This is a genomic window from Flavivirga spongiicola, assembly GCF_030540825.1.
GTDB classification, from domain to species: Bacteria; Bacteroidota; Bacteroidia; order Flavobacteriales; family Flavobacteriaceae; genus Flavivirga; species Flavivirga spongiicola.
In genome coordinates, this window is the sequence record NZ_JAUOEO010000002.1 from 265,167 (window position 1) to 289,537 (window position 24,371).

Annotated in this window: 21 protein-coding genes and 1 riboswitch; of the genes, 13 read left to right on the plus strand and 8 right to left on the minus strand. The window is 30.3% G+C overall.

Going from position 1 to position 24,371, the window contains the following annotated elements; translation table 11 throughout:
* Positions 1–2 precede the first annotated feature (2 nt).
* Together thiC and thiS are read right to left on the minus strand one after the other, a co-directional pair.
* Entirely contained in the window at positions 3–1,862 is a 1,860-nt protein-coding gene (gene thiC / locus Q4Q47_RS21115; protein WP_303308715.1) for a phosphomethylpyrimidine synthase ThiC, read from the minus strand.
* Positions 1,863–1,888: 26 nt separating this feature from the next.
* A complete protein-coding gene (gene thiS, locus Q4Q47_RS21120; RefSeq protein WP_303308716.1) occupies positions 1,889–2,092 on the minus strand; it encodes a sulfur carrier protein ThiS in 204 nt (67 codons plus the stop codon).
* Between the two features lie 121 nt (positions 2,093–2,213).
* Positions 2,214–2,307, minus strand: a riboswitch (TPP riboswitch).
* Between the two features lie 517 nt (positions 2,308–2,824).
* Between thiS and Q4Q47_RS21125 the strand changes: the two genes are divergently transcribed.
* The gene (locus tag Q4Q47_RS21125) at positions 2,825–3,748 is read left to right on the plus strand and encodes a hypothetical protein (protein WP_303308717.1); all 924 of its coding nucleotides are present in this window, start codon (positions 2,825–2,827) and stop codon (positions 3,746–3,748) included.
* A 160-nt stretch (positions 3,749–3,908) separates the two neighbouring features.
* Here the strand turns inward: Q4Q47_RS21125 and Q4Q47_RS21130 are convergent, their stop codons facing one another.
* Positions 3,909–4,898 (minus strand): AraC family transcriptional regulator, encoded by a 990-nt coding sequence (locus Q4Q47_RS21130; RefSeq protein WP_303308718.1) that lies wholly within the window; start codon positions 4,896–4,898, stop codon positions 3,909–3,911.
* 78 nt (positions 4,899–4,976) lie between these two features.
* Between Q4Q47_RS21130 and Q4Q47_RS21135 the strand changes: the two genes are divergently transcribed.
* Together Q4Q47_RS21135 and Q4Q47_RS21140 are read left to right on the plus strand one after the other, a co-directional pair.
* Complete coding sequence (locus Q4Q47_RS21135) at positions 4,977–7,316, plus strand: TonB-dependent receptor (protein WP_303308719.1); 2,340 nt, start codon at positions 4,977–4,979, stop codon at positions 7,314–7,316.
* 110 nt (positions 7,317–7,426) lie between these two features.
* Entirely contained in the window at positions 7,427–8,143 is a 717-nt protein-coding gene (locus tag Q4Q47_RS21140) for a DUF4198 domain-containing protein (protein WP_303308720.1), read from the plus strand.
* A gap of 94 nt (positions 8,144–8,237) precedes the next feature.
* Here the strand turns inward: Q4Q47_RS21140 and Q4Q47_RS21145 are convergent, their stop codons facing one another.
* The 3 genes from Q4Q47_RS21145 to Q4Q47_RS21155 all read right to left on the minus strand — a co-directional run bounded on the left by Q4Q47_RS21145 (position 8,238) and on the right by Q4Q47_RS21155 (position 11,493).
* Positions 8,238–8,966 (minus strand): hypothetical protein, encoded by a 729-nt coding sequence (locus Q4Q47_RS21145; RefSeq protein WP_303308721.1) that lies wholly within the window; start codon positions 8,964–8,966, stop codon positions 8,238–8,240.
* A 155-nt stretch (positions 8,967–9,121) separates the two neighbouring features.
* The gene (locus tag Q4Q47_RS21150) at positions 9,122–11,191 is read right to left on the minus strand and encodes a PepSY-associated TM helix domain-containing protein (RefSeq protein WP_303308722.1); all 2,070 of its coding nucleotides are present in this window, start codon (positions 11,189–11,191) and stop codon (positions 9,122–9,124) included.
* Positions 11,191–11,493 (minus strand): hypothetical protein, encoded by a 303-nt coding sequence (locus Q4Q47_RS21155; RefSeq protein WP_303308723.1) that lies wholly within the window; start codon positions 11,491–11,493, stop codon positions 11,191–11,193. Before Q4Q47_RS21155 ends, Q4Q47_RS21150 begins: the two co-directional genes overlap by 1 nt.
* 82 nt (positions 11,494–11,575) lie before the next feature.
* Between Q4Q47_RS21155 and Q4Q47_RS21160 the strand changes: the two genes are divergently transcribed.
* A complete protein-coding gene (locus Q4Q47_RS21160) occupies positions 11,576–11,845 on the plus strand; it encodes a hypothetical protein (protein ID WP_303308724.1) in 270 nt (89 codons plus the stop codon).
* Between the two features lie 82 nt (positions 11,846–11,927).
* Here the strand turns inward: Q4Q47_RS21160 and Q4Q47_RS21165 are convergent, their stop codons facing one another.
* Positions 11,928–14,459, minus strand: coding sequence for a TonB-dependent receptor (locus Q4Q47_RS21165; RefSeq protein WP_303308725.1), 2,532 nt, complete (start codon positions 14,457–14,459; stop codon positions 11,928–11,930).
* 468 nt (positions 14,460–14,927) lie between these two features.
* Here Q4Q47_RS21165 and Q4Q47_RS21170 point away from each other — a divergent pair, with 468 nt between their 5' ends.
* The 7 genes from Q4Q47_RS21170 (at position 14,928) to Q4Q47_RS21200 (ending at position 20,546) form a co-directional block, all read left to right on the plus strand.
* Positions 14,928–15,653, plus strand: a complete 726-nt coding sequence (locus Q4Q47_RS21170; RefSeq protein WP_303308726.1) for a LytR/AlgR family response regulator transcription factor — start codon at positions 14,928–14,930, stop codon at positions 15,651–15,653.
* A gap of 300 nt (positions 15,654–15,953) precedes the next feature.
* Positions 15,954–16,631, plus strand: coding sequence for a response regulator transcription factor (locus Q4Q47_RS21175; RefSeq protein WP_303308727.1), 678 nt, complete (start codon positions 15,954–15,956; stop codon positions 16,629–16,631).
* A 272-nt stretch (positions 16,632–16,903) separates the two neighbouring features.
* On the plus strand, positions 16,904–18,130 hold the full coding sequence (locus tag Q4Q47_RS21180; RefSeq protein WP_303308728.1) for a hypothetical protein: 1,227 nt from the start codon (positions 16,904–16,906) through the stop codon (positions 18,128–18,130).
* Entirely contained in the window at positions 18,108–18,458 is a 351-nt protein-coding gene (locus tag Q4Q47_RS21185; RefSeq protein WP_303308729.1) for a hypothetical protein, read from the plus strand. Before Q4Q47_RS21180 ends, Q4Q47_RS21185 begins: the two co-directional genes overlap by 23 nt.
* Before the next feature lie 52 nt (positions 18,459–18,510).
* Positions 18,511–18,963 carry a hypothetical protein gene (locus Q4Q47_RS21190; RefSeq protein ID WP_303308730.1) on the plus strand — a complete coding sequence of 151 codons (453 nt, stop codon included), beginning with the start codon at positions 18,511–18,513 and terminating at the stop codon, positions 18,961–18,963.
* 3 nt (positions 18,964–18,966) lie between these two features.
* On the plus strand, positions 18,967–20,091 hold the full coding sequence (locus Q4Q47_RS21195; RefSeq protein ID WP_303308731.1) for a type II secretion system F family protein: 1,125 nt from the start codon (positions 18,967–18,969) through the stop codon (positions 20,089–20,091).
* A gap of 26 nt (positions 20,092–20,117) precedes the next feature.
* Positions 20,118–20,546, plus strand: coding sequence for a type IV pilin protein (locus Q4Q47_RS21200; protein ID WP_303308732.1), 429 nt, complete (start codon positions 20,118–20,120; stop codon positions 20,544–20,546).
* A 210-nt stretch (positions 20,547–20,756) separates the two neighbouring features.
* Here the strand turns inward: Q4Q47_RS21200 and Q4Q47_RS21205 are convergent, their stop codons facing one another.
* Positions 20,757–20,918, minus strand: coding sequence for a hypothetical protein (locus Q4Q47_RS21205; protein ID WP_303308733.1), 162 nt, complete (start codon positions 20,916–20,918; stop codon positions 20,757–20,759).
* Between the two features lie 111 nt (positions 20,919–21,029).
* Between Q4Q47_RS21205 and Q4Q47_RS21210 the strand changes: the two genes are divergently transcribed.
* Positions 21,030–22,436, plus strand: a complete 1,407-nt coding sequence (locus tag Q4Q47_RS21210) for a GspE/PulE family protein (RefSeq protein WP_303308734.1) — start codon at positions 21,030–21,032, stop codon at positions 22,434–22,436.
* 3 nt (positions 22,437–22,439) lie between these two features.
* Entirely contained in the window at positions 22,440–24,371 is a 1,932-nt protein-coding gene (locus Q4Q47_RS21215; RefSeq protein WP_303308735.1) for a type II secretion system protein GspD, read from the plus strand.

The following is a 24,371-nucleotide window of genomic DNA, read 5'->3' on the forward strand; positions in this document are numbered from 1 at the left end:
GTTTATAAATATACTTCGCTTCCTTTTTCTTTGAATTCTTTCGATTTTTCTTCCATACCTTTTTGAACGACTTCATTCTCAACAATATCATTTTCAGCGGCAAAGTTGCGTATTTCCTGAGAAATTTTCATCGAACAAAACTTAGGCCCACACATGGAGCAGAAATGGGCTATTTTAGCCCCATCTGCAGGTAAGGTTTCATCGTGATATTCCCTTGCTAGTTCAGGGTCTAGACCTAGATTAAACTGATCTTCCCAGCGAAATTCGAATCGTGCTTTACTTAATGCATTATCTCTATGTTGCGACCCCGGATGTCCTTTTGCTAAATCGGCAGCATGTGCAGCTAACTTATAGGTAACCACACCTGTTCGAACATCTTCTTTATTAGGTAATCCTAAGTGTTCTTTTGGAGTCACATAACAAAGCATAGCGCAGCCATACCATCCAATCATGGCAGCACCAATTCCAGAAGTAATATGATCATAACCTGGAGCGATATCTGTTGTTAATGGACCTAATGTGTAAAAAGGAGCCTCATCGCAAATTTCAATTTGTTTCTCCATGTTTTCTTTAATCATGTGCATAGGGATGTGACCAGGACCTTCAATAAAGCATTGTACTTCTTGTTTACGTGCAATTTTGGTTAGTTCACCTAGTGTTTCCAGTTCAGCAAATTGAGCTTCATCATTAGCATCTGCAACCGAACCTGGACGTAATCCGTCCCCTAAAGAAAAGGCCACATCGTATTGTTTTAAAATAGCGCAAATATCTTCGAAATGGGTGTAAATGAAATTTTCTTTGTGGTGTGCCAAACACCATTTTGCCATAATAGAACCACCTCTAGAAACAATTCCTGTGACCCGTTTAGCAGTCATAGGAACATACCTTAATAATACACCGGCATGAATGGTGAAATAATCGACACCTTGTTCTGCTTGCTCAATCAGGGTATCTCTAAAAATTTCCCATGTTAAATCTTCGGCAACGCCATTTACTTTTTCTAAGGCCTGGTATATAGGAACAGTTCCTACCGGAACTGGAGAGTTTCTAATAATCCATTCCCGAGTTTCATGAATGTTTTCACCCGTAGATAAATCCATGATATTGTCTGCACCCCATCGACATGCCCAAACTGCTTTTTCAACCTCTTCTTCAATCGAAGATGTTACAGCAGAATTACCAATGTTGGCATTGATTTTTACTAAAAAATTTCGTCCCAAAATCATGGGTTCTGCTTCTGGGTGATTAATATTAGAAGGAATAATTGCACGGCCTCTTGCAACTTCTGAACGAACAAATTCGGCAGTGATTTTTGAAGGAATTGAAGCTCCAAAGTGCTCGCCTTTGTGCTGCTTTTTAATTTCAGTCATTTCATCAATTCGCTGATTTTCGCGAATCGCTATATATTCCATTTCAGGCGTTATTATACCCTGTTTTGCATAATGTAATTGGGTTACATTTTTTCCTTCTTTAGCACGTAATGGTTTTTTGAGCAAAGAAAAACGCATATGATCCAATGAGGTATCATTTAAGCGTTCGTTACTATATTTAGAAGTAAATTGATCCAATGCTTCTACATCATTACGATCTAAAATCCATGGTTTACGAATAGGATCTATGCCTTTATGGATATCTATGTCTTTATTAGGGTCTGTATAAGGTCCCGAAGTATCGTATACGGTTACTGATTCGTTAGGCGTTAATTTCCCAGTCATGGCATCTTTAGTATCGCTAAGAGAAATGGCTCTCATGGCCACTTGTATGTTTGGGTGTATATCACCTTGCACATAGATTTTTTTAGAGTTAGGAAATGGATTTCTTGAAATTTTTCCTTCTTTTGGAGCTGTGTCTTTTGTTTTCATTTTATAAGTTTAATGCTGGAATAGAATTAACCACCCTGAGTTGCTTGAATAATTAAAACCTGATCATTTGAATTGAAGTCGTGTGAGTCCCATCGTTCTTTTGCTATAATTTTATTGTTAATAGCAAAAGCAATACCTTCTGAAGGCGACTTGATTTTAGTAAGTAGTTTAGAAATAGTGGTGCTTTCTTCAACCTCTAATACCGTCTCATTTACCGATATTTTAATCATAAATAATACAATTTTAATAGTTTTTTATAACTAAAAAAGGTAGAGACAAAGTACTTTGAAATAGAAGCACAGCCATTATAAATAATGTGTACTTAAATAAGAAGTATGTAAATGCATATAAGATACATTTCTAACTTTTTCCTTCGTTGGTACTAACCATATCAGGTTCAAAGGGACTCTCTCAGTTCCAAAAAGGAACACCCCTAAAGTTTACTGTACAAACTTATTTAAAATTTTGGATTTAAACTACCTTTTTTGAATGAACATTAGTTATTAGTTTGAAATATTTAGATGAAGAGGGGGAATTGAAGGGTTCCTTTTTAAGTTGCAATTCTAGAGGAAGTATGAGGTTTTAAGAAACAATTCAAAAGAAAATTGAACATATCTATTTTTTGTATAAAATCCTTTTAAGACAAGTTTTAATCCATCAGAGGTAAGTTTAATCCATCTAAGATAAGTTTTAATCCGTATAAGGTAATTTTTATGAGTGATCTTTGGTAAAATATTGTTAGTCAAGTGTTTGTTGTTTTTTTTCTTAATTACATTTGACCATTTTTATTGAAATTTTCAAGACATAAACTTAATGTTTTTTCATTAAAAATTTGATTAAAAATTATTACCCTTATCTACTTTATTTTCTTTTTAAGATAAAAACCTATCAATTTATGATAGCGTTATTTTCATTTATGGTATGGAATTGTTAGGTTTAATTATTTCTAAATAAAGAAAGATATGAAAATAGAAAAAATCAAAAATTATAACCAGAAAATTCTAGTAATTTTAGGAACTATAACCATAATCATTGGAATAGTTTTTATATTAAAGACCATTAAGGAAACAGAAGATGTAGGAGAAAGTTTAAATGTATTTGCTTTTAGAAAGCCAGATAGTAGATATTTTAAGAATTATAATCCCATGTCTATAAGAAATAGTATAGTTACTAGAGATTTAATAAAATTTCAAGAATATAAAGATAGTGTTAAAGGTAGGCTGACGAAAATTACTGATAATAAAAAACAATTACAAAGAATAATTGACAGAAATAAATTACAAGATACAATTAAAGACAAATATGAAAAAAGAATAAACGAATATGAAAAAAGAATAGGTATTCTAGAAAAAACAATAATTAATTTTGATATTTTAGAGTCATCTGTTTGTAAATTTAAATTAAACCCTATAGATTCTTCTTCTGGTAATTTAACTTATGATCAAAATGAAAATGTAGTATCGATTAACTATATAAGGAATAATATTCCTAATTTTGTACATGAGATGACCCATGCATATCAATTTCTCAAAGGAGGTATTGCCTTCACTAAGAATAGCGAAAAACCTTTTGCTATAGACCTATTCGATGAAGTGTCAGCTTATAAAGCACAATATGCTTATGATCCAATTAGTGTTATAAAAGAAATACTTTCTGATAGTATAGTAAATAATTTAATAGATATAGATACGAGTTGGGTTAGAGGAATACGAGATCCTATTAAAAAAAATCACCTTTATCATAAAACTCACTATGCTATTAAAAACATTAACATAAATACTCCTGTTAAAGAATTAGATGATGCATACCCAAAGATTAATTATGATAGTTTAAAATTAAAACATTTATATATGGGAATAATAACCTATGAGAATTGCAAAAGGTAATTTTATTATAACCTGCTTCTCTGAGGTTGATTGTTCTTACTTTGCTTATTTAAAGCAGTTATATTTTAACTTATTGGTTTTATTTTAAGAAAAAAAATTAATGAACAAATAAATAGATAGATAATCCTTAAAGACATACTACCAAAGAAAAGACATTAGCTTAAATCTTAACTCTAAACTCCTTTGGTCTTTCATTATAAAACCTTTTAAAAGCAGCACTAAAATGTGTTGCATTTTTATATCCAACACTCTCAGCGATTTCATATATTGGTAATTCTGTATTTTCTAACAGATATTTAGCTCTAATCATTTTTTCTTCAACAAAATATTTAGAAATGGTAGATTCGAATACTCTTTTAAATTCACTTCGTAGTACACTTTCATTCAACCCTACTTGTTTTACTAATTGATTCATTGAGTAATTTTTATCTAAATTATTCTTTAAAAATTGTTTAAGATTATAGAGTTTTTTTAAATGTTTATTATGTTGGACACTTAAACCATCAATATTTATATTTTTATAATTATTAATTTGGATAGCTAGTATTTCCAATACTTTAGCTTCTAAATATATTTTTCGTGAAATCCCTTTTATTTTTTTTGTTTCCAAATCTGATAAAACTGAAAATAGATCGTTTGTTATTGGGATAATTAAATTATTATCGGTTAATTTTTTAAACTCAATTTCCTTACTTATTCCATGTTGCCTTAGAAACGATTCTGATAAAGTAATTTTGATTTCTTTAAATGGTTTACCTCCAGATATTTTATTGTATCCAGCATAGGTTTTAATATATGCCGTGTAGCATTCTTGGCTTTCATAAAGAAGTTCTTCAATTGTATTGTTTAAGCCTATTATTTTTTCACCTTCCAGTAGAAAGGATAATTGTAGTTTATTCTTTTCTCCTTGATTATAAATCTTAAAATCGTGGTTTAGCCTATATCTGCTTATAGAAATTACAACATTATTAAAATGAAATTCTATAATCATTCCTTTACCATATTTTGGCACTATATGACGTTCAATTTTTGTAAGTCCCTCTTCTTCAATTTTATGGATCTCTTCAGATATATGTTCTTTTAAACTTGTTTTTAATGCTATTAAATCTATAAGTTCATAATTTTCTGTATCACGTCTTTTTTTCTTCAAATCACGTCATTTGTTTATAGAAAAACCATTCTATTTTTGTATTAAATTTATTTAGACTAAATATAAATAACAAAAATAATGATTAAAAAATTACTATTACTACTAACAATTATTTTTTCAGCAACATTTGTATATGGGCAGCGTGGAAAAATTAAAGGAAAGGTTATTTCAAGACAAGGTTACGAGATTGCAAATGCTAATATTTCAATTAAAAAAACAGGTACAGGAACTATGACAAATAGTTTTGGCGATTATTTAATTGAAAATATAAAATCTGGTAACTATACACTTAAAGTTACTTTTGTTGGCTATAAATCTGAAGAAGTTTTGGTATTAGTCAAAAGCAATCAAACGACAAATGTTCCAACGATTACTTTATTGAAAGGAGAAGAAAAGTTAGATGAAATTCTTGTTGAGGGCCATAAAAAAAATAAGTACAGTGCAAAAACACCATCAAGATCTCTTCGTTTAAAAACGGAAATAGTAAATCTTCCACAAAATGTTCAGATAATAAACAATGATTTACTTGTTGATCAACAAGTAACCAGCATGATGGATGGTGTCATAAGAAACGTAAGCGGTGTAACCATGTTAGAGCACTGGGGACATTTTGCGCGTATAAATATGAGAGGTTTTAGATTGCCAGCTTTTAGAAATGGTTTTAATGTATCTGATACCTGGGGACCATTATCTGAAGACATGAGTCTTGTAGAAAGCGTTGAGTTTGTAAAAGGGCCTTCAGGTTTTATGCTTTCTGCTGGTGAGCCCGGTGGATTCTATAATGTGGTTACTAAAAAACCAGTAGCAAATAAAATAGCTAATATATCTCTTACGACTGGTAGTTTCGATTTTTATAGAGGCGCTTTGGATCTCGGAGGTAAATTAACAGAAAACGGAAAATTATTATACCGCTTTAATGCCATGTACCAAACAAACGATTCACACAGGGGAGGTGAAGATGTTGAACGTTTTGCTATAGCTCCAGGAATAACATATAACTTTTCAGAGAAAACATCTTTAACGACGGAAGCAAATATAGAAAAGGCAGAAAGTCTTATAGGTTCCGCATATGTATTTGCTCCGGTAGCCGATGGTTATGGAAGCTTAGATAGAGATTTTAAATTCTTAGATACGAATTACCCGGAAACTGATATTAATCAATTTACATCATTTACAAATTTTAAGCATGAATTTTCTAAATATTGGAGCTTTGAAACTCAATTTGCTTATTTAAGATATGAACAAGATGGTAATTCTGCTTGGGCAAGTATTACCGAGACAGGTGATGCTACACGTTTTATATATGATTGGGATGCTTTGTCTTTAGGTAAATATTTCCAAACCTATGTTAACGGTAAATTTAATACAGGAAGTATCAGTCACACCATATTAGCTGGTTTTGATTATACAGATAAAAATTATTGGGCAGATTTTACACAGGCACCTTTTGTGGTAGACTCTAGCACGCCCTTTAATATTTATAATCCAATATATGGTAATACGGAAATACCAAGCTTTGATACTTCTGATATTAGAAATAGAAATGGTGGAACGCCATATAATGGTTTTGTAAACCGATCTGTTTACTTACAGGATGAAATAGGTTTTGCCAACGATAAAATAAGATTAACACTTGCAGGTAGGTACACCAATTTATCTACAGTAGGGAAAAATGAAAATGATGCCGAGTTTACACCTAGAGTTGGTGTAAGTGCTGATGTTTTGCCTTCATTGAAGGTATATGCTTTATATGATCAATCATTTTTACCACAAAATGGAAGGACAAGCAATGAAAAGCCAGTTAACCCTGTTGAAGCAATAGATGTTGAAGGGGGGATTAAGAAAATCTTTTTTGATGGGCGTTTAAAGGCAGCGTTGGGAGTTTATCAAATAACAAAAGAAAATATTGCATTTACAGATCCCGGAGATAATAGGTATGTTTTAGAGTTAGGTGAAGTACAATCTAAAGGAATTGAATTTGATCTTCAGGGAGAAATCACTCCAGAATTAAATGTCGTATTAAATTATGCAAATACTAATGTAGAAGTTACAAAAGATATTAACCCGGATAATGTTGGAAATAGAATAGCAGGGCATGCAAAACATATTACAAACGGTTGGTTAAATTATAATTTTGTTTCTCAATCAAAATTAAAAGGACTAGGGCTATCACTAGGTTACCAATATCAAGTAGATCGTTCTAGTTGGGCTTGGGGAGCAGATAATGAAACTGACTTGCCAGATTATTTTAGATTGGATGGTGGGCTATCATGGCAAAATGATGCTTTTAGAATACAAGTAAATCTTAATAATATTTTAGATGAGTATTTGTATTCCGGTGCTAATTATGGCAGCTATTTATACTGGCAATCTGAACCTGGAATTAATGGTAAAATAACATTAACCTACAAGTTTTAAGGCATATTTCATAATTGAGTTAATTGAAATATAATTAGTTAGTTTAATTTTTACAGCCTTCTTATACAAACAGGAAGGCTGTTTTTCCAATTTTAAAACAAAGAAAAAAAATGAAAAAATCAATTTTAACATTCGCATTAATAGTGTTGGCAACAACACAAACTTTTGCACATTATTTATGGATCGAAACCAATCCTAATGGGGCTATAGGTAAAGAACAAGAGGTAAAGGTTTATTTTGGAGAGTATACCTATGGAGTCATTGAAAAAGTAAATGGTGAAGCATTTCCAAAAGTAAAAGATTTTAAACTTTGGGTAGTTGATGTTGCCGGCAATAAGACACAAATAAAAGTAACCTCAACTGAAGATTACTATTTAGGAACTTTTACACCTGCTTCAAAAGGGATTCATACTATTATTTTGAATAATGATAAAATCGACGTTATTGATTATACAAAATACGACTTTGGTATTTTTAAAACACATTATCATGCAGTAGCTAAAGTAAATGTTGGAAATACAAGAGGAAAAACAAAAGCGTTAAATAATAAAGGAATTACGGTAAAAGACATTTCTGAAAACAAAAAAGAAATAAAGCTTCAAGTATTATACAAAGAGAAACCATTAGTAAAAAATGAAGTGAAAATTTATGTGTCAGATCAGTGGTCAAAAACTTTAGAAACTGATGATAATGGATTGGTATCTTTCAAATTGCCATGGAAGACAAAATATATTATCGAAACGACAACTAAGGAAGAAGTGCCTGATGAATATAAAGGCAAGGCTTACGAATTTATTTGGCATTGTGTAACATATTGTATTTTATAGAGGTAGTTATTAGTTGTCCTTTTTTCTCTATAATTTACGAAATAGCCCTGAATTTTAATATTCAGGGCTATTTACTTTATGGTTTTTGATTTGTTTAATTATTAACTTCTAGCTTTATATTTTGTTCTAAATCATAAAGTTTTGTTATTAACACTTTATCTTCAATAAATGCGTGAATATTTAAGTCATACTCGAAGTTTTTTAATTTTTCAAGTAATATTCTAAAAGAAGATTTATTGGTTTTTGGTGGTTCATATTGCAAAAGAACATTCATTATATCTGATAGGTTTTCAACAGTGTCGGAATGCTCTTCTACAAAGTCATCAATAGAGTTTTTCTGTAGAAATTCTATAAAAAAAGAAATTTCTTTTTTGAAGAATATAGCTTTGTATAGACTATTTGCGTACAAAAACAATGTTTCTTCTTCTTCATTAAAATGTTCTTGTAAATCAACTTTATATTTAAAATAAAATTTATATAAAATTTCTAATAGTGGGTGAGATTTAGGATAATTACTAAGTAAAATAGCGATGCTCTGTCCAATTTCCGGCAATATCTTTTCCATATAATACTTATGAGAACGTGTTAAGTAATCTACAATCACAGGAACCGGATATTTGGAAAATAAATTAATATCTACATCTTCATAATTACAAAATACATTGAGGACATCAACCAAAAAATCAGGGTTTATTTCAGTTAATGTCGTATTTTCAATAATTTGATTGGTATTACTAGAATCGATTCCAAAACGATTGAATACGTGTTCCGTTATTCTGTGTTGTAGAGTAATTTCTGAAGGGGAAGTATAAGAAGTGATCATATGTGCGTTTTATCTCAAAGTTCTATTTTTGTATACACTTTAAACGATGTATATCCAATCAATATTATTCTTTTCTTTCAATAAATTTTACTTCTGAAGCTAATTGGTTTATCATTATAAGAAACGCTTAGTTTTGTTCGATTTCTTATTTAATTTTAAGCAATGGCCTCATTTTTCCATTTGTTTAGATTTATTACTAAAAAGACACTTGCCATAGCCATTAATAACAAAATAAAAATTTCAGAGTAATTATTAGCTTCATGCATAATGGCTTCAATAACATGATATGTATTAAATAATGCTACTATGATTCCCCAGATAAAGGAAGCCCATCGAAACCAGTATTTAGACACTTGTACTGTAAGAACAGCAAATAAAAAGGCTAATCCTTCCATTAAAATCCGCCATTGATGTGCCCAAAAGGGTGTTTCTCCTGTTGAACCCTCAATGAATACTGATTCTTTAAAAAATACAGTTGCTAAACCGTAAATATGATGAAATACAAATCCGAAGATGACAAGTAACCATAATGTAATAATTTTTGTTCGCATTGGTAGATGGTTTTTATCGTTATTTTTTACTTTTAAATGAGTGTCTTTTTTTTCTATTACTTGTGCCTCTTCCGCTTTTAAGGCTTTAATGTTTTTATAATCTATAGGGTTTTTATTAAAGGCACTTTGCATGTTGTTTTTTGGCTGAATTTTAAAATAGAAGAGTAGGGAGAAGGAGGCAATTATCACCCATAAAGCATCTATTAATAAAATATCAAATTGATGTTGTGAAATGGTGACCCAAAACCAATTTCCTGAAATAAATCCATTAGTAACAGGGACTAAATAACCCAAAATAGCACCTGATAATAAACAGTACTTATTGGTAAAGTAATTATCTCTTTTAAATCTGAAAAATAGAATAGCAATCAACCAAGTAATGAAATAAAACCAATAAATAGCAGTTTGCTTATCGTCAAAATAGTCGTTTGAAAATTTTACAAATAAAAAAGCCAGTGCAGTTACCGGAAGCATAGATAGACAAATGGCTAAATAGATATGACCAACTTTAGCTGTGTACAGTCTTTGGTTAATAGCCATACTTTTTTTGTTACGAGCTTCGATCCATATTAAAACCCCAGTGATAATAACAAAACAGGTGACGAGTGCTAAAATAAAATAGATCATTCTTAAAGGGATTCCTCCAAAATCTGCAAAATGTAGACGCCCGATAACCCGTTGTACATCTTCTGTATAAACACCTTCATAAGGACTCTTTTTTTTCAATATGTTTCCAGTATGGGCATCAAAGACAATACGGCCGATACTTATAAAACGCTCACTATCTTCAAGTTCACCAGCTATAATATATTTCATATTGGTGCCGCCATAGTTTTTAATGTACGCTCTTGTTAAGTGGAAGTTATCCCAGTGTGTTGCTGTTTTTTTTGCAAATTCATTAAAACTAGGAATTTCTTTTTGGCTTGTAGTAATCCATTCGTAATTTTTACGTTCTGGACGTAAATCCTCCATTAATTTGTCTTGGTTATTATTATATAAAGTATTAGCCGGGATCAATACTAAAATACTTAAACAAAAATAAGCACCTGTGACGGCAAAAATGAACTGAAAAGGTAGACCAATGATCCCAAGAGCGGTATGGGCATCAGTCCAAACCCTTTTTAAAGTCTTTCGCGGATCGAAAGCATAAAAGTTGGGAATAATTTTTTTCCAATGGACAACAACACCTGTTACCAGAGCAAATAAGAAAAATAAGGCCACAAAACCAGAAAGATACATACCTAATGTGGGTAGTTGTGCAAAAAAGTGTAGACGATATAAAAACTCGCCTAAAGAATATTGTTCTGGATATGTTTTTGTGTCAACCGTATTTATATCAGCATAAAGAAAGTGTCCTTGCTTTGCTTTTTCAGTGGCCAAAGTGTCTTTACTAGGACTCATTGAAATGCTGATCTTATCGCTTTCTTCTCCTAAATTTAATTGTAAATCTCTACCTGTTAATTCATGATTATTATCTAACGCTTCTAAAATACGGTCGAAATCAATGTCTTTTCTTTCAATATGGTGTATGGGCTTACCATCTTCCCAAGCAGTTATTTCATCTTTTAACAAAGCGAAAGCCCCTGCAAAAAAGATGATATACAGAGCAACACTAATTACGATGCCGCTAACGGTATGCATGTTAAAGAATACGTTATAATTTCTTTTGCTCATTATATAAAGGGATTGTTTTGATTTCCTAAAATGTAGATTCCCAAAAGGACAGTTATAATACCTGAATATAACAACCAGGCTTTCCACCCATTATTGAATAAAAATGGAATAATTAATAAGGCGCACCAAACAATAAAAAAAGTGAATATAAAGCTAATTAAAATGCCCTGTGGGTATGGTAACCAAAGGGCTAAGGACATATGGGAAAGCGCTGTAATAATATAACCACCTAACAAACCTGCTGAAATTTTGGCGAATTGTTGCCACGGTGATTTATTTAAATATTTAAGATTTGCCGGCATAGTTTAATAATATAATTCGAGTATTAATAAAATGAAAAGTAAAACAGAAACAGACTTGTAGAGTCCTTTTTTTAAAGGAGACATGATAACAATTAGCCCTAAAATTAAAACCAATGATAGCAACCAAAACAATATTCCAGATGTTAGACCAAAAGATATTATAGCCATTATTAATGCTAGAAAGAAAGATACAAGCCCTATAACCTTTGAAATTTTAAGCTTAGAATGTATCCACTTTTCTATTCTTAAATTATGGCTTACTACTGCTTTTTCTGATGCCGTGTACAGAAAAAAACTTCCCAAAAAAATGAAGAGTATACTGCTTGTTATCATATCATATTTTTTAAAATAAGCAACTCTAAAAATACTTTTAGAGTTGCTTCAACTTAACTAAATAACTAATTCTAACTACTAACTATAAAAATTGATTAACATTAAAATTTATAAACAGCATTTGCTAAAAATGCTCTCGGTTGTTGAGCAACTAAGGTGCTCCAACCTTTATAGTAAACTTCATCTGTTATATTATTAGCTTTTATACCAATTCTGAATTTTGGTGTATCATAATATATTGAAGCGTTATAAATGGTATAGCTTGGTAATTTAAATTGACCAGAAGTACTATTGTTTATGGTAAAATATTCAGACGCGCCATTTAAACCAGCACCAATCCCCATATTTTTTAAAAACGTGTCTTCTTGAAATTTATAATCTCCCCAAACCGTATATGTGTTTTCGGCTCCAGATTCTATTGGTCTTCTACCCAGAAGCCCTTCTGCTACTGTTTTAGTTATTTCACTATCATTATAAGCATAACCGATTCTAAGGTTTAACCCATCAAAAGGGTTAGCGTTTACTTCGAGTTCAATACCCTGGCTTATAATCTCATCTATATTAATACTTGTTGATCCATTTACAGGGTCGGTATCTCGCTTGTCTTTTGCAGTGATATTATAATAACTTATACCAATGTTTAGTTTTCCATTTAAAAAATTGGTTTTAGTACCTATTTCGTACTGTGTCGATTTTGTTGGAGGAAGTGTTTCTATAATGGTATTACCTGTATTAAAATCAACAGAAATTTTAGGGTTCACATTTATAAAGCCAGTTTGATAATTTACAAACACTGCCATTTTATTTAATATGGGTTGGTATACAGCTCCAAATTTTGGAGAAAAAGATGTTTTGGTATAATCATCTTCTTTAACCGATTTTTCTCCGTCTTGATTAAAATAATCTAAACGTAAGCCCAACATGATAGATAAAGCAGGCGAAAAATTGATGACATCGGAAGCATAGATAGCCATGGTTTGCGATTTTGTTTCGATATCATTTGCAGGTAAGTTTTCAAATATGGGGTCAAAAAAAGTTGGGCTATGCGGGTATGCTGTTTCTATCTCTCCTTGAGTCAACGGATTGTCAATAAGTGTTCCATCTGGTAAGAAAAAACCATTTACAATAGGAAACCCCGTATTGGGATCACTATCCTTATTCCTGTCATAGGCTTCATTTTTTACATAATCAAAACCAATCACAGACCTGTTTCTCACGTTTCCTATTTTAAAATCTCCAATAAAATTTTGTTGAACATTTAAGCTTTCCTGACCACTATCCTGCTTAATCATTAATCTGGTAATTAAATCGTTTTCTAATAAGCCTTCAAAAAATTGATTGCTACCCACTATAAAAGGATAGGTTGGATCACTTGGGTCGGGTAGGGGCCTTAAAAAGAATCTACTGGCACCTTCGAGTAAATAAGAGTAATATCCTTCACTTTTATAACTACTACTGGAAAAAATAGTTTGAGAGGTCCATGAGTCTGATATTTTATAATCTGCTATTAAGCGTGTATTAAAAACAGGATTCTCAAGATAAATATCATTATTGGTAAAAGAAGCTTCAGGGTTAATTCCAAATTCTGCAGGAGTCGTTCCTTTTATAGGATATCCTCTTCTTACAAAGAGCATGGCAGGATTGGTTTGCCTTGTTTTAGAAAATTCAATTCCGGCAGAAATATTTAAACGGTTGTTTACTCTATATGATAATGATGGTGCTATAAAAAATGTTTTTCTAAACCCAGCATCTTGAAAACTACCTTGGGTAAGATAAGAGCTGTTTATTCTAAAATAAGGACTGTTTTTATCGCCTAAAGGGGTGTTTAGGTCAACAGAAACTCTATGAGAATCAAAAGAACCTCCTGTATAAGACACACTCCCTCCAAAACCTTCAAAAGGTTTTTTAGTCACTACGTTTATTAATCCACCAAGCGAATTAACCGTGCTACCAAACAAGGTGGCAGATGGTCCTTTTAAAACTTCTATACGCTCAATATAGGAGGGGTCTACAGAGCTAAAAACTGAACCAGGAACTCCGTCTATAAGACTAGGTTGTATGGAAAAACCTCTTAATGTATAATAACCAGTGCCATCTCCACCACGTCCAGTGGCTTCCCAAAGTTTACTAACTCCGGTCGCATTCTTTATACCATCATCAAAATTAGTAACTACCTGAGATTCTAACAATTCAGAAGTAACAGTACTGTATACCTGTGAGTTCTCTAAATCCTTTAAAGGTAATTTAGATACATAAGCTGTTTTCTTTCTTGAAAACTTATTTTTCCGTTCGCCTTGTACGATGACTTCGCTTAATAATTCATTTCCTTCATAAAGGATAATAGTTCCCAATGTATTTGTTTGATTATTCGATATTGAGAATAAAATTTCTCTGGTTTTAAAACCTATATAAGAAATAACAAGTGTATGATTGCCATTTGAAATGTTAGAAATTTCAAATGTTCCATTTTCATTCGATTGTACGCCTTTAATCGAATTTTTAATTAAAATATTAACCCCGGATAAGGGCATTTGTGTGTTGTCAGTAATGCTTCCTTTTACACTTCCAGTTTGAGTAAAAGAATAGGAAAAAGATAATAGTAAAGCTAAGACGATTGAGAATTTTTTATTCATTTATAGTTATATATTTTTGTACTAAAAAAACATTATTCTTATTTAGAATAAATAAAAATAAGACATATATTTGCTGCAAATCTATTAAGAATGATTCTAAATAAAATAATATTTTATCGTTTTTTTTAATAAAATATTCATTGATTTGAGAATGAGATTGTTATAAAAAAACCTTTTTTAATGTTAATCTCGATTTTCAATTCTAGTACGCAGTATGGAAATTTTATCTGATTATACACAAAAGATTGTCTAAGAAGACAGTTTTTTGTTTGGAATTGTTATTATTTTTAATAGTAAATCGTCAAGTGATCTTTAAGACTTTTAATCAAGATCAATGAAGTCTTCAACAACCCAATTTTTTTGTTTTTAATATAAACCACGGAAAACCCTTAGTTTAAATATGGTAAAACCCTAGCGACAATAGTAGGAATATGAATATAATTGCTTTCATTTTTTAATTACAAAACCTTGAAGAATTATCTCATAATAGAAACAGAAGAAACTGTTATAAATAAAATTAAAGAAGTGCTTAGTGATTTTCCTGAATTTAATTGTATCGGTTGCACTTATGATCATCCAGAACCTATTGAGTTTATTCTTAAAAACATGCCCGATTTAATCTTTTTGAATCTAGATACCGTATTACACAATCCTTTTAATTTTGTTAATGAAGTGGAGCAATATTTAAAAAAAGATTATGAGTTTATTGCTATTTCATCTTCAAAAGAAAAAACATATGATGCCATAAAAACTGGTTTTTTTGATTATTTATTAAACCCAATAACTGACCTAGATATAAGAAAAGCTGTTTTAAAGTTTAAAAAAAAACATCCAAATAAAATAAATAAAACTATTTGTCTAAAATCTTATAAAGATTATCAGTATTTGAATACGGATGAAATTTTGTTTTTAAAAGCAGATAATAATACTACTGATTTTTATATGAACAACGGGCATACCATAAGTGCTTTTAAAACACTTAAAACTTTTGAATTAACATTACCAAGAAATTTTTTAAGAATACATAAAAGTTATATTGTCAATAAAAACTATGTTAACAGAGTTAATTATGGTACTTTAAATTGTACATTAAAAAAGTGTTTAAAAAATATACCATTTAGTAAAACATATATTAATAATATAGAATCCATGATTAATACATTGTCTCAAACTTCTGTATTGGGGTTAAGTTGATTTTCCTTTCAAAAAATACTGTTTCACTCATAGAAGTATCCATTTCACTAATTACAGTTAAATAGTATGGGGTTTTTCATTTCTATATTTTATGTTTGTTAAGATACTATGAGTACATGAAATTTGATTAAAACTATTTAAGTTAATGCCTATTATAACAAATAAACTTAAAAGTTAATTTTTTTATTAAAAATGTATAAAAGAAGTGATTTAACACTTAGTTTTTTTGAGGGATTAAACTAAATTGAAGTAAATTGATTGTGATAAAAATAACATTTTTTTAATTTAATATTCTCTAACATGATGAGTCCCTACAGAGTTTTACTAATTGATGATCATCCATTAATTACAAATGTTTATAAAAGAACTTTACAAACTATAGCAAAGTTAAATAAGACCCTTAAATTTAATATCGATGTAGCCCATAGTTGTGATATGGCTATTTTTAAAATCAATGAAGCAACCAAAAACAAACCCTTTGATATTGTTTTTTTAGATATAGGGCTGCCTGCTTCTCAAGACAATAAAATATTGGGAGGTGAAGATTTAGGCATATTAATTAGAAAGCAATTTAAAAAGATCAAAATAATTGTATCTACAAGCTATGATGATAGTTACATGATTTCTTGTATTCTTAAAAATGTTAATCCTGAGGCCTATGTTACTAAAGGAGATTTAACTATAGACATATTAACCGAAACCATAAAAACAGTTGTTTTAGATCCACCTTATTACAGTAAAACTGTAATGAAAATATTGCGTAAACAATCTGCAAATGACTTTGTTATTGACAATATTGACAGAAAGATTTTGTATGAACTATCTAATGGGACTAAAATGAACGAATTGCCACAAGTTTTACCCCTTTCAATAGCCGCATTAGAAAGAAGAAAACGAATACTAAAAGATGTTTTTAATGTTGAAGGTAAGGGGGATAGAGACCTGTTACAATTAGCTCATGAGAAAGGGTTTATTTAATTATGTAACACTGCTAAATTAAGATATTTAATCTTTAAATTTTGATTAAAAACTCAGGCTTATTTATTGGTAAACCTTAGTTAAATATGCTCTAATATTTAGTTTTTGAAGCTCTTTTAAGTAAGGAATTACCTTTTTATTTTAAGGTATAACCCTAATTGGTTTAATAGCATGTCTATTACTTTTAATCATATATGATTAAAGAAAAAAATGAAAATATAATTATTCGATAATTGAAAAATAATTTCAAAAATAATTTCAAACTTAAGTACATGTTAAAGGGATCTTCTTTAATGAATGCCATTTTTGTTTGTGTTATTATTTCTGTTTTTAGTGGTTGTTTTATTTTAATATCTCATTACCAAAACATATTGAATGATAGGCTTTATTTACAAGAAGATTTAATTAGTAGAAATGAGTCGGCATTCAATTATTTTTTGAATAATAGCAAATTGGTTTCATATAACGATACTAAGGAAATTACTGTTTTTGATGATGATATCCCATCTTTTATTGAAAAAAAGAACTGGGGTTTTTACAATATTTTAATTTGTAAAACAGTATTTAAAAATGATACTATTAGCAAAATGGCTTTGGTGGGTAGCATTAAAAAAGTTGAAGACGATTTGGCTTTGTATGTTACAGATTATGATAAGCCTTTAAAATTATCTGGTAAAACTAAAATTTTAGGAGATATCAAAATCCCTAATGGGCGCTCTGAGCAAGCCTATGTTAATGGACAAAAAGGTAATGCATTAACCTTAAAAGGTAGGCAATTAAATTCTAAAGATAGACTCCCGAAAATTGATAAAATTATTAATCTGGATGTTTCTGGTTTACCCCGTTTATCATTTAATGCCATTAATGAAGAAAAGGTGCTAGTTAATGGGTTTGATAATGTAACCAAAGTTATAGATGTTAATGGTATAGCTTCCCTAAAGGATATTAGCTGTAAGGGTAATTTTATTTTGTATTCCATTAACGATTTAGAAATAGATAGCTCTGTAACACTAAACGATGTGGTTATTATAGCCCCTGTTGTTAAAATTGCGTCGGGGTTTAAAGGTAATGTTCAAATTATAGCGAATCAGACGGTTGTTGTTGAGGAAAACGTATCCTTATTGTATCCATCTAGTATTTATATTAAAAATGATACAGATATAGTTTCCATAGAAATAAAAAAAAACAGCACATTAGTTGGAGGAATTGTAATAGATGGAGATACTTATAATAATTCTTTAGAACGTAAATTATATATAAATGAAGATGCTACTGTTATAGGGAATGTGTATTGCTATGGAAGTACACAATTAAAAGGCACAATCGTTGGAAGCATTTACACAGATAGGTTTTTTCTAAAAACAGAGGCTTCAAACTATGAAAATATCATCTTAAATGGATGTATAGACAAAGAGAAACTTCTCGAGAATTTTGTGGAGCTTCCATTATTTAATAACTCATTCGATAAAAAAAAACATGCGGTTATTAAAGAATTTTAAAAAGCTGAAAGCCTCATCATTGGTAGAATCTGTCATAGCAATCGCCATTATTTCTATTTGTGTTTTAGTGGTTTTTATGGCTTACCTAAATGTTATTAATCTAAACAAATCGGTTTATTATTATAAGGCTAAACATACTGTTGAGTTTTTAACACATGAAAGTATAGAACAGCAAGATTACGAAGATGATGTTTTTAAATATAGAGGATATACTGTTACTAAAAAAGTGACAATTAATAAAGAAGATCAAGTGGTTTTGCTATCATTTTTTATAAAAACAGGACATAATGAGTATCAAATTAACAAGCTAATCCCATACAATGAATAGCATGTGTTTGAAGAGTTTTACAGTATTAGAGGCCTTAATAAGTTTAATTCTTATGGGAATTATTATAACGCTAAGCTATACTGTGTTTAATTTAATAGAAAAACAAATGACACTTTTTCAAAATGAGAATACAGGCATTTTACAATACAACTTATTTAATACAACCATTAAAAATGATATTTATAACGCTAATAATTTTACTCAAGATAACAACCAATTGTTATTAGAGTATTACGATGGATCAAGTATAAATTATCAAGTCTCAAAGCATTTTATTTTAAGACACCATGATATAAAAACAGACACTTTTAAACTCCGAGTTTTAAGCCATAAGTTTTTACAAAACGGTATTTCTAAACCTTTGGATAAAATACTTCAGGTTTCCATTGAAGTTTTGGGTGATTCTATCAATACAAATTATTATTTAAAAAAGAATACCGCCAATACTATAAATAGCGTCTATTTTAATGACACAACCATAACCGTTAAAAAGAACAAATACTAGCAGTTGAAAATTGAAATAAGTACATATAATCCAAAAGCAAAGAAGAAAAATGCTCTAAATACAGAGATTAATTTTTCTACGTCTATTTTTAAACGGTTTTCTGATAAACAAAAAGAAGATTTTTATAGAGAATTTTCGACTCTTATAAAATCTGGAGTAGATTTTAATCAAGCATTAGAAATATTAACCAGTCAACAAAAATCTAAATTTGTAAGATCTATTTATAAAACTATTAATGATGATGTTGTTAAAGGAAAATCACTTCACCAAGCCATACAAAATTATAAATACTTTTCGCCTTACGAATATTATAGTATTAAAATAGGCGAAGATACAAGGCGATTACCAGCGATTTTTGATCAACTCCAAAAATTCTTTTCACGAAAAATTAAAATGAAAAGACAAATTGTTTCTGTTTTGGCATACCCGGTGTTTGTGTTACTTATAACATTTGGGGTACTCTATTTTATGCTAAACTTTGTAGTGCCTATGTTTGCATCTGTTTTTCAGCAATTCGGAAAGGAATTACCCGAAATCACACAATTTGTTGTAAATGTTTCAAACAATTTTAATGTTATAATTTCAGTGATAACGGGGTTTGTTTTGTTAACGGTTGTAGCACATAAGTTATTAAAACAACATGAGGTTTATAAAAGAATCACATCAAATATACTGCTAAAAACACCTTACTTTGGAGGCCTTATTAGAAAAATATACTTAGCACGATTTTGCCAATCTTTTGGGTTATTACTATCCGCAAAAACCCCATTAATCACATCTTTAGAATTAGTAGAAAAGATGATTACATTTTACCCGCTCAAAAACGCGTTGTCACAAACTAAAAAAGACATTCTAAAAGGAGAAACCCTAGCTAGTAGTTTAAAGAAATACACCTTTTTTACTTCAAAAATAATATCGTTAACGGCCATTGGTGAGCAAATTAATGAGTTAGATACTATGTATGATGGATTGGCAAACCAATACAACGATGATGTAGATCATTCTACTAAAATGATAGGAACCATTTTAGAACCAATAATGATTGTCATTATTGGGGGGATTGTAGGTTTTATAATGATTGCGATGTACTCACCAATTTTTAATTTAAGTAAGGTCATTCAAAATTAGACATCAAATAATTTAAAGTTTAAAAAATGAAAAAGTTAGTATTAAAATTAAAGAAAAAAAAGGGCCATTTAAAGGCATACTCTATGTCGGAGATCTTAATTGTACTCTGTATTATTGGGATCTTAATTTATTTGGTCGTGCCCAACCAAACATCTGTAGTTACAAGTGCTAAATCTATTGAAGCACAGAATATGTTAAGTATGATTCATGGTTTAGAAAAAAGCCATTTTTATCGCCATTCTAAATACACTGCAGATTTTAATGAATTGGGGTTTGAAGAAACTTTAACTATAGATAAAGGCGGACAAGCAGTATATAAAATTGCAGTTACAGAAGCTTCGTTAAATAGTTTTAAAGCCACAGCTACAGCATTGCAGGATTTTGATGGCGATGGAGTCTTCAATACCTGGGAAATAGACCAAGACCGTAAATTAAGAGAAATTGTAAAAGATTAATATGGCACATAACTTAGGATACATTTTGTTAATAATCGTGTTGCTTTTTGTACTATATTTTGATACAAAAAAGCGAACCATACATATTATTTTACCTATACTAATTTTCAGTTTCTCAATACTGATTAATTATACGTCTCCTAATTTAAAATTAATAGATATTATATATAATCTTGTTTTTTTACTCATTAATATATTAGGTCTCATCCTTTATTTTTCATTAAAAACAAAAGCATTTGTTAACCCCATAGATCGTTTTATTGGCTTAGGGGATATCGCTTTTTTCATAGCCATAACGCCGCTTTTCAAACTTGAAACATTTATTCTATTTTTTATAGTAGGCTTACTGTTTTCATTGTTACTATATGTCATAATCTTATTGTTTAAAGAGATAGAAACCGTTCCACTTGCAGGTTATTTAGCATTGTACCTTGTCATTAATATAGTCGTACAGCATGTATTTAATATGAATCTATCTATCTAATGGAGGCAGCAAAAATTAATCATATAAACGTATCGGTTAGCTTGCAGCAAGCTATTAGTTCTGAGATGGCAAATCACTTTCTAATCATTCCGAAAAGGGTTACAGAAACTGAATATGTATTCTACATTGATCAAAATCAAGAATTAGAACTCTATAGCATTAAAGAAGAACTTAAACTGCTTTTTGATAAGAAAATATGCTTAGAAACTGTAGAGACTTCCATAATAAAAAAAGCGCTTTCCATTTATTATAGAAAGAATGACTCTCAGCCTAAATTGGTTTCTTATGGCAATGATTTTTTGGAAGATCTAATTTTTGAAGCAAAGCATATAAATGCCAGTGATATTCATATAGAAATATATGAAGAAGATGTACGGGTTAGATTGCGAATAGATGGTCAATTAATTGAGAAAAATAACATAAAAAAAGAGAGTTATTTAGAGTTGATTAACCAAATTAAAATTAAATCGAATTTAGATATTACAGAAAAAAGATTGCCTCAAGATGGTAGAATTGAATATGATGATTTCGATATAAGGGTTTCTATTTTGCCCACACATCATGGTGAAAAAGTGGTCATGCGTATATTAGGAAGGGATGCTTCTCATTTGGATATTTATCAACTAGGGTTTGAAGCAGATGATTTGCCGTTTTATCTGGAAGCTGTAAAAAAGACTAATGGTATTATTTTAATTAGTGGTCCTACCGGATCTGGAAAAACCACCACTTTATATGGGACTTTAAAACACCTCAATAACATAAATACGAATATTGTTACTGTTGAAGACCCTATAGAATATACATTAAAGGGTATAAATCAAGTACAACTAAAAGAAAATATAGGACTCACTTTTACATCTGCATTACGATCTTTCTTAAGGCAAGATCCAGATATCATTATGTTAGGAGAGATTAGAGATGCACAGACTGCTCAAATGGCTATTAGGGCATCTTTAACAGGACATTTAGTACTATCAACAATTCATACTAATTCTGCAATAGGTACCATTTCCAGATTGGTAGATATGGGAGTGCCATCTTTTTTAATTGCCGAAACTATCAATATATCTGTAGCACAAAGATTAATAAGAACCCTATGTAAAACATGTAAGAAAGAACAGGAATTTAATGAAGACGATTTACCATGGTCCTTTATTCCAAAAAATAAATTAAAGAAACACTATGTAGCTGTGGGATGCGATGATTGCTACCATACTGGTTATAAAGGTAGAAGAGCTATTTATGAAATACTACCCATTACCCGTGATGTGATTGATGCCATAAAGAAGAATACATTGGAACAGTCTGATGCCATGAAAAACAAAAAACTATCTGACAAAGCTTTTGATCTATTTTCAAAAGGACTTACATCGTTAGATGAAATTTACCCAATACTTATCAATTAAACTATGTCGTACAGAATTATAATGACGCTTATATCATGTATTATTTTTAATATAAGTTTTTCACAAACGAATATTAAAGTATTTACTGAAAAATTAAACGAACTATCAAAAACGAAAAAAGGGTTGCAAGATAATGTTAGAATTGATTTAAGTGGTTTAACATTGTACGATTTTATCAATGCTTTAGCAGAAGAACATCAATTAAATGTTAGCGTCGATTCAAATTTAAATCAACTTGTTACAAGCAATTTTTATGATGTAAATATAAAAGATGTCTTCTTATTTTTAATTAAAAAACACCAACTGGAAGTTGATGTGTCAAACAATATTTTGATCTTTAATAAAAAGCCTGAAGTGGTTGTTATTAAAAAACCGAAACCATTAAAAAATATAGATGTTTCTTATAATGAACAAAACAAATTTTTATCTGTTAAATTAAAAAACGATTCATTACCAAGAGTAGCACAAGCGATTACGGATGCTTCAAAAAAAAATGTGGTATTAGCTCCGGATATTAAAGACCAAAAAGTATCTGCATATATTTTAAACAGGCCTATTGATGAGGTGTTGGAAATGATGGCAAAATCAAATAGTTTAGTTTTAACCAAAGACGAAAACGATAATTATTACCTTGAAAAGGGCGTAGTCGCTCCTCCACAAGTTCCTAAAAAAACGACTGCATCACGTTCTAGCAGAAGAAGTCAATCAACAAAAAACAGATCCACAAATCAAGCAAGCGCAGGTGCTTTTGAAATAAAAACAAATGCTCAAGGCTTTTTAGATATTAAAGCTTATGAAGCCGATGCCGCAGATATAATTAATGAAGCAGCTGAAAAATTAAATATTAATTTCTTTATGTATAATACGCCACAAGGCGTGATAACAACCTTGGTGGCCAATGGTATTACGTTCGACAATCTATTAAACCATCTTTTTAAAGGCGAAAATTATACTTATAAAAAAGCGGATAACTTATACTTAATAGGCGAGCATGCTACTGAAGGTATTAGAATGACAGAATTAGTGCAGTTAGAAAACAGAACTATAGAAACAGTTTTGAGTACACTGCCAGCTGCTGTAACAGAAACACTCGAAATTAAAGAATTTGTCGAGCTTAATGGCTTTGTGGTTTCTGGATCAAAAAATCATATCCAAGGATTTAAAGATTATATATATGAAATAGATCGGGTCGTTCCTGTTATTCAAATAGAGGTTATTATTGCACAGTATCAGAAGTCCTATGAAATACAAACAGGCATGCAGGCTGGGATTAATAATGAACCAGGAGCTACATCGGGGGTTTTGTTCCCTACAAGTGATGTAAGCCTTAATGCCACATCAGTAAACGGATTAATTGATGCATTTAATGGTTTAGGGATTGTAAACCTTGGTAAGGTTTCCGAGAAATTTTATCTAAACTTAAAAGCCTTAGAAAACAACTCACTTATTAAATTATCGTCAACACCCAAACTAGTAACACTTAATGGGCATGAAGCCACATCTTCAATAGGCGAAACTAATTATTATTTTGAGCAGAATAACAGATTAATAAATTCTGGTGTAAATAATAATATTCTTCAATCTGGTACGTGGAAATCGACCGAAGCAAATTTGAGTATAAATATTAAACCTTTTGTCTCTAAAGATGAAAATGTGACGCTTACTATTTCTGTTGAGAAAAGCTCATTTTTAGGAAGGGCAGGAGAGAACGCTCCTCCAGGTAAGTCTACTCAAAAATTTGAATCGATGATTAGTGTGAAAAATAATGAGATGATTCTTTTAGGAGGGTTAGATGAATTAGAAAATGAAAATTCAGGAACAGGAACACCTTTACTATCGAGAGTTCCGGTAATTAAATGGTTGTTCAGTGGAAGAAAGAAAAGAAAAGAAAAATCGAAGCTTCATATTTTTATTAAGCCTACAGTTACTTATTAA